This window comes from Cellulophaga omnivescoria (genome assembly GCF_027915275.1).
Taxonomy (GTDB): Bacteria; Bacteroidota; Bacteroidia; order Flavobacteriales; family Flavobacteriaceae; genus Cellulophaga; species Cellulophaga omnivescoria.
Window position 1 is genome coordinate 3,013,949 of record NZ_CP115819.1, and the last position, 15,137, is coordinate 3,029,085.

12 protein-coding genes and 1 other RNA gene are annotated in these 15,137 nt (G+C 31.0%); 7 read left to right on the forward strand and 6 right to left on the reverse strand.

Translation table 11 applies throughout. The features are described 5' to 3' along the window. Positions 1-147: 147 nt before the first annotated feature. The gene (locus tag PBN93_RS13315) at positions 148-540 is read right to left on the reverse strand and encodes an acyl-CoA thioesterase (RefSeq protein ID WP_077405444.1); all 393 of its coding nucleotides are present in this window, start codon (positions 538-540) and stop codon (positions 148-150) included. Positions 541-544: 4 nt separating this feature from the next. Next, positions 545-1,594, reverse strand: coding sequence for a glutaminyl-peptide cyclotransferase (locus tag PBN93_RS13320; protein ID WP_077405447.1), 1,050 nt, complete (start codon positions 1,592-1,594; stop codon positions 545-547). Between the two features lie 88 nt (positions 1,595-1,682). Here PBN93_RS13320 and ffs point away from each other — a divergent pair. From ffs to fsa, 3 genes are all read left to right on the forward strand, one after another. After that, positions 1,683-1,780: signal recognition particle sRNA small type (ffs, locus tag PBN93_RS13325), an RNA gene on the forward strand. 83 nt (positions 1,781-1,863) lie between these two features. Then, positions 1,864-2,673 (forward strand): SDR family oxidoreductase, encoded by an 810-nt coding sequence (locus PBN93_RS13330; RefSeq protein ID WP_077405450.1) that lies wholly within the window; start codon positions 1,864-1,866, stop codon positions 2,671-2,673. 76 nt (positions 2,674-2,749) lie between these two features. Then, positions 2,750-3,403 (forward strand): fructose-6-phosphate aldolase, encoded by a 654-nt coding sequence (gene fsa / locus PBN93_RS13335; RefSeq protein ID WP_013622225.1) that lies wholly within the window; start codon positions 2,750-2,752, stop codon positions 3,401-3,403. Between the two features lie 87 nt (positions 3,404-3,490). On the opposite strand, the gene PBN93_RS13340 is transcribed toward fsa, so the two are convergent. After that, positions 3,491-4,885: a hypothetical protein gene (locus PBN93_RS13340; RefSeq protein ID WP_077405453.1), complete on the reverse strand. Its 1,395-nt coding sequence runs from the start codon at positions 4,883-4,885 to the stop codon at positions 3,491-3,493. A gap of 169 nt (positions 4,886-5,054) precedes the next feature. On the opposite strand from PBN93_RS13340, the gene PBN93_RS13345 reads away from it, so the two are divergent. Together PBN93_RS13345 and PBN93_RS13350 are read left to right on the forward strand one after the other, a co-directional pair. Then, positions 5,055-6,677 carry an ABC-F family ATP-binding cassette domain-containing protein gene (locus PBN93_RS13345; RefSeq protein ID WP_077405456.1) on the forward strand — a complete coding sequence of 541 codons (1,623 nt, stop codon included), beginning with the start codon at positions 5,055-5,057 and terminating at the stop codon, positions 6,675-6,677. A 123-nt stretch (positions 6,678-6,800) separates the two neighbouring features. Then, positions 6,801-7,355, forward strand: coding sequence for a fasciclin domain-containing protein (locus tag PBN93_RS13350; RefSeq protein WP_245799635.1), 555 nt, complete (start codon positions 6,801-6,803; stop codon positions 7,353-7,355). Positions 7,356-7,368: 13 nt separating this feature from the next. Here PBN93_RS13350 and pheT read toward each other — a convergent pair whose 3' ends face one another. Continuing rightward, positions 7,369-9,795 (reverse strand): phenylalanine--tRNA ligase subunit beta, encoded by a 2,427-nt coding sequence (gene pheT, locus PBN93_RS13355; protein WP_271080856.1) that lies wholly within the window; start codon positions 9,793-9,795, stop codon positions 7,369-7,371. Between the two features lie 126 nt (positions 9,796-9,921). Here pheT and PBN93_RS13360 point away from each other — a divergent pair, with 126 nt between their 5' ends. Next, a complete protein-coding gene (locus PBN93_RS13360) occupies positions 9,922-11,160 on the forward strand; it encodes a peroxiredoxin family protein (protein ID WP_077405461.1) in 1,239 nt (412 codons plus the stop codon). On the opposite strand, the gene leuB is transcribed toward PBN93_RS13360, so the two are convergent. Both leuB and PBN93_RS13370 read right to left on the reverse strand, forming a co-directional pair. Then, positions 11,153-12,271, reverse strand: coding sequence for a 3-isopropylmalate dehydrogenase (leuB, locus tag PBN93_RS13365; protein ID WP_271080857.1), 1,119 nt, complete (start codon positions 12,269-12,271; stop codon positions 11,153-11,155). The two genes, PBN93_RS13360 and leuB, sit on opposite strands and share 8 nt — an antisense overlap. A gap of 2 nt (positions 12,272-12,273) precedes the next feature. After that, positions 12,274-13,446 carry a 2-isopropylmalate synthase gene (locus PBN93_RS13370; protein WP_013622232.1) on the reverse strand — a complete coding sequence of 391 codons (1,173 nt, stop codon included), beginning with the start codon at positions 13,444-13,446 and terminating at the stop codon, positions 12,274-12,276. A 146-nt stretch (positions 13,447-13,592) separates the two neighbouring features. Here PBN93_RS13370 and PBN93_RS13375 point away from each other — a divergent pair, with 146 nt between their 5' ends. Further along, positions 13,593-15,137, forward strand: coding sequence for a hypothetical protein (locus PBN93_RS13375; protein WP_077405467.1), 1,545 nt, complete (start codon positions 13,593-13,595; stop codon positions 15,135-15,137).

Here is a 15,137-nt window from a genome sequence, read left to right on the forward strand (position 1 = left end):
TTATAATTGAAAAAAATTATTTAAAATACAGAGGAGTACCCGTTTAATTCTATTTTTTAAATAAAGTAATATGTAAAATATACTCTTTTACCGTTTTAAGAAATGTATTATATATAATAAGGTATATAAATTTTGTATTTATCTGTATTACTCAATAAAAATATTCTTTATTTCTTCAGATACTCGTATGGGTCTAAAACTTTTAGAGTTTAACAAACACCACTCTGTCTTTGCTTTTAGTATAAATTTATTAGTAGCAGCATTTCTCATTTCTACTATACGAACAGATATTGCACCTTCTGATTTTTTAATATATGTTTTAACCTTAATTACATCGTTTAAAACAGCGGCAGACTTATATTCAATATAATGTGTGCTAACCACCCACATATGGTTATTTTGAACTTCTTTGCTTGCAGATGTTTGCCAATGTTCTTTAGAAATGTCTTGTACCCATTGTAAGTATCTAACATTGTTTACGTGATTTAGATCATCTAAATCATCTGTAGTAACTTTTATGGTTTTGTGGTAGACTTTCAAAAGCTTACTTTTTTATTATATTAACTTCAAACATTTTATCCCAGTTTTTACCAGTAACAAAAAATGTTTTGGTCTTTGGGTTATAAGCTATACCATTTAAAACGTCTACATTATCAGTTTTTGTAACTTTATCTTTTAACCCATTAAAATTAATAATTCCTTCTACAACACCGCTACTTGGATCTATAATCACAGCTACATCTTGTCCAGATTGCCAAGTGTTAGCGTAAATTTTACCGTTTACGTATTCTAATTCATTAATTTTTATTAGTTTTTTACTATTTGTATATACTTCAATAGCATCTTCTTCAATTAAAGTATTAGGATTTAACGTCCATATTTTTTCAGAACCATCACTCTTGTATAGTTTTTCTCCATCGTTGCAAAATCCCCAGCCTTCTTTACTTTTTCCGTATGTAAATTGATCTATTTCTTTAAAAGTATCAGTGTTATAAACAAAACCAATATTACTTTGCCATGTTAAATGGTATATTTTATTGTTTAAAATAGTAATACCTTCTCCAAACTGTGTACCCTTTAGTTTGTGCTCTTTAAAAATAGTACCAGTTTTATAATCTAACTTTACTAGAACAGATTTTCCCCTTTTTCCAGTGCTTTCATACAATGTGTCTCTATAAAACTCTAGGCCTTGTGTAAAGTAGTTTGGATTATGCGGATATTCATTTAAAATTTCATAAGTGTATATACTAGGAGAGGTACCTGCAAACACGGTTATTTTTTTTGAAACTTCTACAACAGTATCATCATAACTTATTTCTGCGGTAACAGTTTTGTTACCTACTTTTTCTGTGTTTAAAACTAATTTATTGTCTTGTAAGTTAATTTTTTTTCCATCAATGCTATAGGTAATAGCGTTAATAGTTTTATTTTTTTTATTCTTAACGGTGATATCTACTGTTTCATTTTGATGAAATTTAGCTTTTTCACCTTTAACTTCTATTTCAAATAGTTTAGAAGCGGGTGTATTTGCTCCGCCACAGGAAATTAATAATACTGTTAGTGCGCTGTAAGTTAAAAGCTTAAGTGTTTTCATAATAATGCTGTTAATAATAGCAAGGTATTTAATTAAAATTAGAATGAAAAATGATTGCGAAAAATTTAAAAGATTGTATATTTGCACTCGGCAAGTCCTACACGACCAGCTCCTGCTTAATCCCCCAGGGTGGGAACGCAGCAAGGGTACGCGGTTGAGCGGTGCGATGTAGGTAGCTTGCCTTTTTTTATGCGCTAAATTTGGCAAAGCATAATTTCCACCATCTTTTATTTATTTGTTAATTTGCACTCATAATTATTTTACATAATATGAGTAATAAAATAGTCTTAATAACAGGCGGTTCTTCAGGTATAGGTAAATCTATAGGTATATATTTAACTGCAAAAGGCTATACGGTGTATGGCACAACACGTGATAAAACTAAATATCCAAATTTTAATCATTTTAACTTAGTTAATTTAGACGTAAGAAATACAGAAACTATAAATGAAGCTGTATCTTATGTTATAGAGCAAGAAGGTTGTTTAGATGTTTTGGTTAATAATGCTGGTGTTGGTATTACAGGTCCAATAGAAGAAACACCTAATAAAGAAATTGTTAATGCTTTTGATGTTAATTTAAATGGACCTATACATTTAATGAAAGCTGTTTTGCCGCAGATGAGAAAACAACAAAATGGGTTAATAATTAATATTACATCTATTGCTGGTTATATGGGCTTGCCTTATAGAGGTATTTATTCTGCAAGTAAAGGAGCTCTGGAGCTTGTTGTAGAGGCAATGCGTATGGAAGTTAAAGATTTTGGTGTGCATATAACAACTATTGCGCCAGGAGATTTTGCTACAAACATTGCTTCCGGTAGGTATCATGCCCCTCTTTTAGATTCCTCTCCTTATAAAAAACCATACGGTAATACATTAAATGTAATGAACGAGCACGTAGACTCAGGTAGTGACCCTATACAGGTTGCAGAAATGGTTTTTAAAATAATGAATACTAAAAAGCCTAAAGTACATTATAGAGTAGGGGCTTTTATGCAAAAATTTTCATTGTTTTTAAAGAAAATTTTACCAGATAAAACGTATGAAAAATTATTATTGAATCATTACAAATTGTAGTTTTGTAACAATTGTAAAATAAGCAGATTAACTGTTAACCATATTTACTTAAAACATAATTTTTAAAAAACAAAAGATGAAATTTTTTATTGACACAGCAAATTTGGCACAAATAAAAGAAGCACAAGAACTAGGTGTTTTGGACGGTGTAACAACTAACCCTTCTTTAATGGCCAAAGAAGGCATTACTGGTAAAGACAATATTTTAAAACATTATGTTGATATCTGCAATATTGTAGATGGCGATGTTTCTGCAGAAGTTATTGCTACAGAATATGAAGCAATGATAAAAGAAGGTACTGAGTTAGCAGAGTTACATGAGCAAATTGTTGTGAAATTACCAATGATTAAAGATGGCGTTAAAGCTTGTAAGTATTTTTCTGACAAAGGAATAAGAACTAATGTTACTTTAGTTTTTTCTGCAGGACAAGCTTTATTAGCTGCTAAGGCAGGTGCTACTTATGTGTCTCCATTTATTGGTAGGTTAGATGATATTTCTACAGACGGTTTAAACTTAATTGCCGAGATTAGACATATATATGATAACTATGCTTTTTCTACAGAAATACTAGCTGCATCTGTTAGGCATACTATGCACGTTATAGATTGTGCTAAAATTGGAGCAGATGTAATGACAGGTCCTTTATCTTCTATTGAAGGTTTATTAAAACACCCTTTAACTGATAGTGGATTGGCTAAATTTTTAGAAGACTATAAAAAAGGGAACTAAGTAATTACCTTTTTTCAAAATATAAAAATCCCCTAAAATTATTTTAGGGGATTTTTTTGTGTTCTAAATAAAGCTGTTTTTAATCTGTTAAAACTCGCCATACATATTGGCAAATGCATTTTCAATTTTACCGTTTTCAGTAATTATGGCTCTGTTTAATTTTCCATTAATTATTAAAGCGTTATTTATAGTTTTTAGGCTTTTTGCTCTATACTGTGTCTCTTGGTCTAAATTGTTAGATTTTATAATGTTTTCCCAACTTTGTTTATCTGTTCTTAAACTAATACCAATAAATGTGTTTTTATTATTAGGATCACTTTTTAATTTGTTAACACGGTTAATAATGTGTTTAAAGTGCTTGTTGTTTTCACCCATCCAAAAGTAAAAAACTACATTTTTATCATTTTCACTAATAGTTTTTAATGTTTTCTCATCGCCATTAAACCCTTGTACATAAATAGTTGGCAAGCTATTGTTAGGTTGTAAACGCTCTATATTAACAAACAAAGAATCTATTTCTGCAATGTGCTTATTTTTACCGGCAATGGTATGCAAACCTTGCATAAATAATTTGTTATTGTCAAAGGTATCATCGGAACGTAAAAGGTAATTTAAAGCTACATTTCTCATTAAGTTATCTTTTAGGTTTTTTTCTCCAACCATACTATCAATCAGTTTTAATTGGTGTTCACTAAAATGCAACTGATTTACGTAATAACTACCATTTATTTCACAACCCTCTTTACAATTTATATAAGACATACCACCAAAGTGCTGTTTCATAAAATTGTAATATGGAGTAATGTATGTGTAATTAGGATTGTTGTATGTTAAATCTTTACGGTAAGCATAAAAATCTTCTGGTGGTTGTTTTAAAGCTTTTTCTTTTAGTGCTCTTCTGTGTTTAAAGGGGTATTTTTCTTTGTACAAGTAAGTTGTATAATCTATACCTGTTTTAGCAATTGTTACAGCATTATCAGATAAGTTTGCATCAACCTTTAAATTGTTTAAAGCACTTATTTTTATGTCATGTAAGGAGTCTACTTTTTTGCTAAAGTCACTAGGCTCTAATACATACATTTTATCTACAATGTTTAGTTCCTCATTCTCGTGGGTTAGAAACATTTCTAGTAAAAAATTATTTATTTCTTGTCCAATACCATCAAAAACCAACGACTCGTCAAAATCTACGGTATTTACCCTAATTAATAAACTATCTCCTTTTTCTAGATAAATGTATTGTACTTCTTTATGACCAAAATGGTATAAACCCTCTTCGGCCGAAGAATCTAATTCAAAAGCAAACCTGTTATTACTGTCTAATTTACTAGCGCAAACCTTACGATCATCTTTATACAGAACAACACTATCGTTTTTAGGGTTTACAATTTCACCAGCAAAGTATATGTAGGGGGAGTTTTTTTGTTTCTCGCCGCAACTTATTAAAAAAGAAATGGAAAGAAAAAGTAAAAATTTATTCATATAGTAATAGCTAACGTTACACACAAATTTAATGAACCTTAAGGTGTACTATTGTTAATGTGTCGTTAAAAATAATATTAGAAAGATAAAATACACTGTTTATTGGTTAAAATGTATTGGCATTAGGGGTTTTAATTCACTATTTTTGCACAAATTTTAAAATAAAAATATGCTATCAGTATCTAATTTATCTGTTCAATTTGGAAAAAGAGTCCTTTTTGATGATGTTAACGTAACTTTTACCCAAGGAAATTGTTATGGTATAATTGGTGCCAATGGTGCTGGTAAATCTACCTTTTTAAAAGTATTATCAGGACAAATAGATCCTACATCTGGACACGTGCATTTAGAGGCAGGTAAAAGAATGTCTATTTTAGAGCAAAACCATAATGCCTATGATGAGTATACCGTACAGGAAACTGTGGTTATGGGTAATAAGCCTTTGTATAAAATTAAAAAGGAAATAGATGCCCTTTATGCAGACTATAATGATGAAAATGCAGATAGAATAGGGGAGTTACAGGTGCTTTTTGAAGAAATGGATGGTTGGAACGCAGATAGTGCTGCTGCTACAATGCTATCTAACTTAGGTATTTCTGAAGAATTTCATTTCTCTTCTATGGCAGATTTAGATTCTAAACTTAAAGTACGTGTTTTATTGGCTCAGGCATTATTTGGTAGTCCGGATGTTTTAATTATGGATGAGCCTACTAACGACTTGGATTATGAAACTATTAACTGGCTAGAGCGCTTTTTAGCAGGTTATGATAATACAGTTATTGTGGTGTCACACGATAGGCACTTTTTAGATGCTGTTTGTACATCTATAGGTGATATAGATTTTGGAAAAATAAATTTATACTCTGGTAACTATACTTTTTGGTATGAGAGTAGTCAGCTTGCCGCAAGACAAAGAGCTCAGCAAAATAAAAAGGCCGAAGAAAAAGCTAAAGAATTACAGGAGTTTATTATGCGTTTTAGTGCAAACGTGGCAAAAAGTAAACAAGCTACTTCTAGAAAAAAAATGCTTTCTAAATTAAAGATTGATGATATTAAACCATCAAGTAGAAGATACCCTGCAATTATTTTTGAGAGGGAAAGAGAAGCCGGTGACCAAATATTAAATGTAGAAAACCTTTCTGCTGTTTCTGAAGACGGAGATTTACTTTTTAAAGATGTTAATATAAATTTAGCGAAGGGAGATAAAGTTGCAATAATTTCCAAAGATTCTAGAGCTAGTACCGCTTTTTATGAAATTATAAACAGTAACAAGCAAGCAGCTTCAGGAGAATTTAAATGGGGTGTTACAACGTCACAATCTTACTTGCCTGCAGATAACTCTGATTTTTTTAGCAAGCCTATTAATTTGGTAGACTGGTTACGCCAATGGGCAAAAACGGAAGAGGAAAGAGAAGAAGTACATATTAGAGGCTTTTTGGGTAAAATGCTTTTTAGTGGAGAAGAAGGACTTAAAAAATGTACTGTATTATCTGGAGGAGAAAAAGTACGTTGTATGTTAAGTAGAATGATGATGCTAAGAGCTAATGTAGTAATGTTAGATGAGCCTACAAACCACTTAGATTTGGAGAGTATTACTGCTTTTAATAATTCTTTAAAAAACTTTAAAGGGACTGTTTTATTTACAACACATGATCATGAGTTTGCAAATACTGTTGCTAACAGAATTATAGAGTTAACACCAAATGGAGCTATAGATAGGTACTTAACTTTTGATGAATATATGTCTGATAAGTCTATAAAAGAGCAAAGAGAAAAGTTATATCAATCTTAACAAATTGTTACTTTACCGATAAAATGCGCATTTTATAGTTGTATAGTAATGTAAAAGTTGTATATTGTCGGTGAACTTAAGCCGTTCACCGACAATTATAATGATATTTACTTTTACATTCGCATGAAATTCCCCCTAATTCATCTAGTAATAGCACTGCTGTCTGCAGGCTATTTATCTGCTCAAAACACTTCTACAACAACTAATAATCAAGGGATGAACCCTAATTTTTCTATTGTAGAAAACACGCAACAATCACAAACACACAAAACATTATTAGCTGCTATGCAAGGCACAGATTTAGAAGATTTGTTGCGTAATGATGGTCCTTTTACTGTTTTTGCCCCAAGTGATAAAGCATTTAGTAAAATGTCTGCAGAGAAAATTACAGAGCTTTTAAAAAGTGAAAATAAAAAGGACTTAACCTCTTTGCTTACTTACCATATAATTGCGGGTAAAATATCTGCTTCTAAAATTTTAAAAGCAATGTGCCAAGGAAACGGTGTTGCAACTTATACCACTATACAAGGTAAAAAAATTGTAGCAACAATGAAGGGGACAGATATAATACTTACAGATGCTCTAGGTCAATCAGCTAAAATTACAGCTGCAGATGCAGAACAATGTAATGGTGTTATGCATCTGATAGACAGCGTAATTTTACCAAAGCAGATTTAATTACGTTAATACATTAACGTAATTCTGCTCCTAATTTTTTCTCGTAGTTATTTCTTAGCTTAGACATAATTTTGTCTATTTGTTTATCTTTTAAGGTGTCTTTATCATCAGATAAAGTAAAACTTACTGCGTAAGACTTTTTGCCTTTTGGTAATTTATCACCAGTATAAACATCAAATAAATTAACTTCTTTTAAGTACTTTTTTTCAGTTTCAAAGGCAATATCATAAAGGTCTTTAAAGTTTACTGTTGTATCTAGCAAAAGTGCAAAATCTCTTTTAACACTTGGGTATTTGCTAATCTCTTTAAAAACAATTGTATTATTTGCTGCTAATTTTATAATATTATCCCAGTTAAAATCAGCAAACAAAACTTCTTGTTTAATATCAAAATCAGAAGTTATGCTTTGTTTAATAACACCAAATTCTACTATTGCTAATTTGTTAGCCTTTAATGATAATCCTTCCTGAAAAACATCATTCTCTATAGGAGAAGATGTTGTTTTATTTATACCAAGCTTACTTAATACTGTGCTTATACAAGATTTTAGGTAAAAGAAATCTGATTTATTCTGGGAAGCATACCAGTTTTCATCTTCTTGTTTACCAGTTAAAAACAAAGATAAATGTTTGTTTTCTATTCTTTTATCTAAGTAATTATGATACGTTTTACCAAACTCAAAAAACTTAAGATTTAAATTTTTTCTATTAATGTTGTGTGATATTGCTTCTAAACCACTAAATAACATAGACTGTCTTAACACAGATAAGTCTGAGCTAAGTGGATTAAGCATTGCTACAGAATTACTATCTTTTAAGTTTTCTGAGTGTTTATTGTAATCTATAGTGGTTAAACTATTAGCCATAATCTCATAAAAACCTTGGCTAGCTAATTGGTTCCCTATAATATTTTGCAATTTGTAATCTTCAAACCTAGATGTTGTAGCTATAGATGCATTAAGTTTTGTAGTAAAGTTTATGTTGTTGTAACCATAAACTCTTAGTATCTCTTCAATAACATCTACTTGTCTTTGTACATCTACGCGGTAAAAAGGAATTGCAAGACCCATTCCAGATTCAGATACATTTTTTACTTTAATATCTAAAGATGTTAAAATAGATTTTATAGTTTCTCCTGGTATGTTCTGACCTATTAACTTATTTATTTTTTCATAAGTTAAAAACACTTCATGATCTTCAACTCTTTTAGGGTATAGTTCTATAATATCAGATGTAATGTCTCCGCCGGCAATTTCTTTAATAAGCGAGGCAGCTCTCCGTAACGCATATTCTACATTTTGGATGTCTATACCTCTTTCAAATCTAAACGATGCATCAGTATTTAAACCGTGTCTTTTAGCAGTTTTACGTACAGATACCGGATTAAAATAAGCACTTTCTAAAAATATTGCAGTTGTGTTTTCTGTTACACCTGAGTCTTTACCACCTAATATACCAGCTATACATAGTGGTTTTTCTTCGTCGCAAATCATTAAGTCTTCTTCGTGCAGTTCTCTTTCTACATCATCTAAAGTTGTAAACTTAGTACCAGCAGCAACTGTTTTAACTTCTATTTTGTGACCTTTAATTTTATTAGCATCAAAAGCATGCAATGGCTGTCCTAATTCATGTAGTACATAATTAGTAGCATCTACAACATTATTTTTAGGTGTTAAACCAATAGCGCGCAACCTGTTTTTTAACCAAGCCGGAGAGTCTTTAATCTCTAAATTACTAATAGAAACACCACAATACCTTGGAGCTAACTCGTTGTTTTGTACATCTACAGTAACTTTTAATGATCTGTTTTCTACATTAAAGTTTGTTACTGGTGGCGTAATTAATTCTTTTTTAATTTCTTGTTGTATTAAACCTGCTCTTAAATCTCTGGCAACACCAAAATGACTCATTGCATCTGCACGGTTAGGAGTTAAGCCTATTTCAAAAACAGTATCAACTTCTACATCAAAAATATCTACACAAGGCGTACCAGGTTTTAAATCATCTGCTAATACCATAATGCCATCATGGCTTTGTCCTAAACCAAGTTCATCTTCTGCGCATATCATTCCGTGGCTTTCTTCGCCACGTATTTTACCTTTTTTAATTTTCCAGGCTTCACCCTCAGCTGTATATAAAGTAGTTCCAATTGTAGCAACAGGTACTTTTTGTCCTTTGTCTACGTTTGGAGCTCCGCAAACTATTTGTACAGGAGCATCTGCTCCAATATCTACAGTTGTTAATTTTAGTTTATCTGCATTAGGGTGTTTAACACAAGTTAATACGTGTCCTACCACAATACCTTTTAGTCCGCCTTTAACGCTTTCAAATTCAGAAATGCCTTCTACTTCTAAACCTAAATCTGTTAATAATTCTGCCGTTTTATCAGCTTCCCAATCAATATGTAAAAACTGTTTTAACCAGTTGTAAGATATTTTCATTCTAAAAATTTAAAGCCCCAAAGATAGAACAATGCGTATAGACATTCAACACATATTTTAATCAATTACCATTTTTTATTGTAAGCTTTCAAATTATATTACGATTTTTACAAAAACCACTTTATTATGAAGATTTTAAGATTTTTGCCTATTGCTTTACTTTTTGTTTTTTCTTGTTCAACGCCAAAAAAAGAAAAATTAGAAGAAGGTAAATGGTTAGCGCAACTACAAGTGCAAGATAATGAGGTGCTACCTTTTACTTTTGCAGTAAATTATAAGGATGCAAACGTAATTTCAATACAAGTTTTTAATGCTGATGAAGTAATAGAAGTAGATGAAATTAATTTAAAAAACGACTCTATAACTATAAAAATGCCTGTTTTTGAAGGGTATTTAAAAGGGAAATTTACTGCTACTGAAATTACAGGAAGTTTTATTAAAGAAAGTTTAGATAGGGTAGTGCCTTTTAAAGCAGTTTTTAATAATGATGCAAGCCGATTTAAAATAGGCAAAACTCCAAGTAAAAATGTAACTGGTATTTGGGAAACTGTTTTTAGTCCTAATACAACTAATAGTTATATTGCTAAAGGTATTTTTAAGCAGGTTGATGCTAAAGTTACAGGTACTTTTAGAACTACCACAGGAGATTACAGGTATTTAGAAGGTGTAATGGAAGGCGACTCTTTAAGGCTTTCTACTTTTGATGGAGCACACGCATTTTTATTTACTGCTAAGGTTACAGATTCTGTTTTAGCAGGTACTTTTTATTCTGGTAATCATTTTAAAGAACCTTTTTTTGCAAAAAGAAATGAAGCTTATGAGTTGCCTGCAGATACTACACTTACCTATTTAAATAAAGGGTATAAAAAATTAAATTTTTCTTTTCCTGATGTAAATAATAAGACTGTTTCTTTAAGTGATGAGGCTTATCTAAACAAAGTAGTAATAGTACAAATTATGGGTACATGGTGTCCTAATTGTTTGGATGAAACAAAGTTTTTAACTCAGTTTTTAAAAGAATATAAAAATGAAGATTTAGAAATAGTTTCTTTGGCTTTTGAATATGCTAAAACAAAGGAAAGTGCTTTTAATAAAATAAAACGTTTAAAAGAAAAAGTAGGAGTAAAGTATCCTATTTTATTAGCACAATATGGCAACTCTAGCAAGGAGCAAGCGCAACAAAAATTACCTATGTTAAACCATATTTTATCTTACCCTACAACAATATTAATTGATAAAAGTGGAGATGTACGTAAAATACATACAGGTTTTAATGGTCCGGCAACGGGAGAAAAGTACACAGAGTTTAAAGCCGATTTTACAAATACAGTAAATAGTTTATTAAAAGAAAAATCTACTAAATAATAGTAGATTTTCCTAAGCCTATATTTTCATCGTTTAAATGTAAATACTCATCTGTATCTACTATGCTATTGGCTATATAATCGCCAACGTAATCTGTACCTAAAGTACTATCAGCATTTAAATCTGGAGTAACAACATTGTTTAATATGGCATTTTCTACAGCCATATGTATAGCTTGTGCTTCTTCTGTTAAGCCGTGATGTTCTAATAGCATTGCAGCAGATAATATTGCAGCTATTGGGTTAGCAATATCTAAACCAGCTGCCTGCGGAAAAGAACCGTGAATAGGTTCAAACATAGCATTATCAGTACCAACAGATGCAGAAGCTAGTAATCCAATAGAACCTGTAATAACACTAGCCTCATCAGAAATTATATCACCAAACATATTATTGGTTAAAATGACATCAAATTGTGATGGATTTAAAATCATTTGCATTGCAGCATTATCAACAAATAAAAAGTCTAATTCAATTTCAGGATAGCTTGTACCTATCCTTGTAACTACTTTACGCCAAAGTCTAGATGATTCTAATACATTTGCTTTATCTACAAGTGTTACTTTTTTTCTTCTACTTTTTGCAGCTTTAAATGCTAAATGTGCAATTCTGCTAATTTCTTTTTCAGAATACTCACAAAGGTCAGATGCTACCGTTCCTTTTTCATTTAATTTTTTTTCTCCAAAGTAAATACCTCCGGTTAACTCTCTGTAAATAGTGAAATCTACACCAGAAACTATTTCTTTTTTAAGTGGAGACCTGTCTATTAAACTTTGGTAAACACGTACAGGCCTAATATTGCTAAATAAACCTAACTCTTTTCTAAGTTTAAGTAAGCCCTGTTCTGGACGTACTTTTGCATTAGGGTCATTATCATATTTAGGAGCGCCAATTGCACCAAATAATACCGCATCAGAATTTTTACAAAGTTCTAAAGTTTCATCTGGTAAAGGGTTGCCAGTTTGGTCTATGGCGGTAGCACCAACTAAAGCAGTGGAAAAGGTGAAATGGTGATTAAAAGTAGTCTCTACAGATTGTAGACATTTAACTGCTTGTGCAAGAACCTCTGGTCCTATACCATCACCGCTAAGAAGAGCTATTTTTAAGTTCATAATTATACCGTTGTTTCTATTTCTATTTTACAAACACTTATTATTTCGTGTATGTCTTCATCAACTACTTCTTTTTTTCTATCAGCATAGTTTAAAAACTCTGTGTAAACCACATCTAATTGTGTTTTAGTAAGTTCATAACCAATATTTTTAGCTCTATATGCTAATGCAGCTCTACCGCTACGTGCAGTAAGTACTATAGAAGATTCGTTAACACCAACATCTGCAGGGTCTATAATTTCGTAAGTTTCTCTATTTTTAATTACGCCATCTTGGTGTATGCCAGAACTGTGTGCAAAAGCATTTGCACCAACAATAGCTTTGTTAGGTTGTACAGGCATTCCCATTTTATTGGACACCATTAAACTAGTGTCATAAAGTAGTTTGCTATTAATATCTGTATCTAAATTAAGGTTAGGGTGTTGTCTTAAAATCATAACAACTTCTTCTAAAGAAGTGTTACCGGCACGTTCTCCAATACCATTTATTGTACACTCTATTTGCCTTGCGCCATTCATAACACCAGCAATAGAGTTTGCAGTTGCTAAACCTAAATCGTTATGACAGTGACAAGATAAAATAGCCTTATGTATACCTTCTACATTTTCATATAAATATTTCATTTTAGCTCCATATTCTTCAGGTAAACAATAACCTGTAGTATCAGGTATGTTTAGAACAGTAGCTCCAGCTTTTACAACAGCAGAGCATACTTTTGCTAAAAACTCATTGTCTGTTCTACCAGCATCTTCAGCATAAAACTCTACATCTTCAACAAATGTTTTTGCATATTTTACGGCAGCTACAGCTCTTTCTATAATTTGCTCTTTATTAGAGTTAAATTTGTGTTTAATATGAGATTCAGATGTGCCAATCCCTGTATGTATTCTAGGTCTTTTAGCATATTTTACAGCCTCAGCAGCAACTTCTATATCTTTTTTAACGGCCCTAGTTAATCCACAAACTGTTGCATTTTTAACTAATTTAGATATTTCCATTACAGAATTAAAATCTCCTGGGCTAGATATAGGGAAACCAGCTTCAATTACATCTACTCCCAAAAGGTCTAAACGCTCTGCTATTATTAGCTTTTGCTTAGCGTCTAGCTTGCATCCTGGGACTTGCTCTCCGTCTCTTAATGTGGTGTCAAATATTTGAACTTTATCTTTACTCATTTTATTTATTTAATTTTGGGCTGCTATACGAATATATAGTCCTTTATTATTAATATTGATTCAGCAAAAAAACATTTACAACGTTTAAGCTGTTTTTTAAAATACTAATTAATTGATAATCAGTTATTTAAATTCAATTTTTTACGATGACAACTCCTCATAAAGATGCCTTGTTTGTATTGGTAAAGTCGCTTTCTAAGTCAGAAAAGCGACAATTTAAGTTGTATGTGGGTCGCTTAGGAGTTAATACAGATGCAAAATTTTTGTCTCTTTTTAATCTTTTAGATAAAGCAAAATCATATAACGAAAAAGTAATTTTAGATAGCGGAATTGTAAAAAAAGCGCAATTATCTAACCTAAAAGCACATCTTTATAAGCAAATTTTGGTGAGTTTAAGGTTAAATCCTGTAAACCAAAATATACGTGTGCAAATAAGAGAGCAATTAGATTTTGCTACAATTTTGTATCAAAAAGGTTTGTATAAGCAAAGTTTAAAACTTTTAGATAAAGTAAAAGGTATTGCTATAGAAAACGAAGAAAAAAATATAGCTTATGAAATAGTTGAGCTAGAAAAAATTATAGAAACTCAATACATAACCCGTAGTATACCAGACAGAGCAAATGAATTGGCTATACAGGCTAAAGAATTGTCTGCGCATAATGTAATGACAAGCAAGCTTAGCAATTTATCCTTGCAGTTGTACGGTATGATGTTAAAAGTGGGTTACGTACGCAGTGATGAGGATTTAAAAAAGGTAAAAACATATTTTAATGATCATTTACCTATTTACAATATTGAAGATTTAGGCTTTAGAGAAAAGCTATGGCTTTATAAGGCTTATTTGTGGTACAGTTTTTTAACGCAAGATTTTTTATCTTGTTATAAATATGCAAATAAATGGGTAGATCTTTTTTATGAAAATAAAGAAATGATTTATTTAAATCCTGTTTTCTTTTTAAAAGGAAATCATTACTTGCTAGAATCTTTATTTTATGTAAAGTATAGTTCACAATTTAAAGCTACATTAACAAAAATGGAAGCTATGATAGAGAGTAAAAGCTTTCCTAAGAATGATAATATCTCTTCACTTGCATTTTTGTATTTAAACTCAAATAAACTTAATCAACATTTTTTAGAAGGTACTTTTGAAAAAGGTTTGTATTTGGTACGTATTGTAGAATATGGCATTAATAAGCATAAAGACCGTATAGATGAACACCACATTATGCTATTGTATTACAAGTGTGCTTGTTTGTATTTTGGAGTTGGCGATAATAAAATGTGTATACAATATTTGAAGAAGATTATAAACAACAAAAACTTAAAAATGAGAGAAGATCTTATGTGTTTTTCTCGTGTTTTAAGTTTAGTTGCGCATTATGAGGCTGGTATGGATTACCATTTAGAGGTGCAATTAAAAAGTACATATAAGTTCTTAATTAAGATGAATGATATGCACGCTGTACAAAAGGAAATGATAAAGTTTTTAAGAAACTTACGAGATATTTACCCAACAGATTTACGTAGCGAATTTAAAAAATTACATACGGAGCTAAAAAAGTATGAGAATCACCCATATGAAAAAAGAGCCTTTTTGTATTTAGATATTATTTCTTGGTTAGAGAGTCACTTACACAACAAGCCAGTTGGAGAAATTGTACGTGAAAAAGCTAAAAAATTAACACGTTAA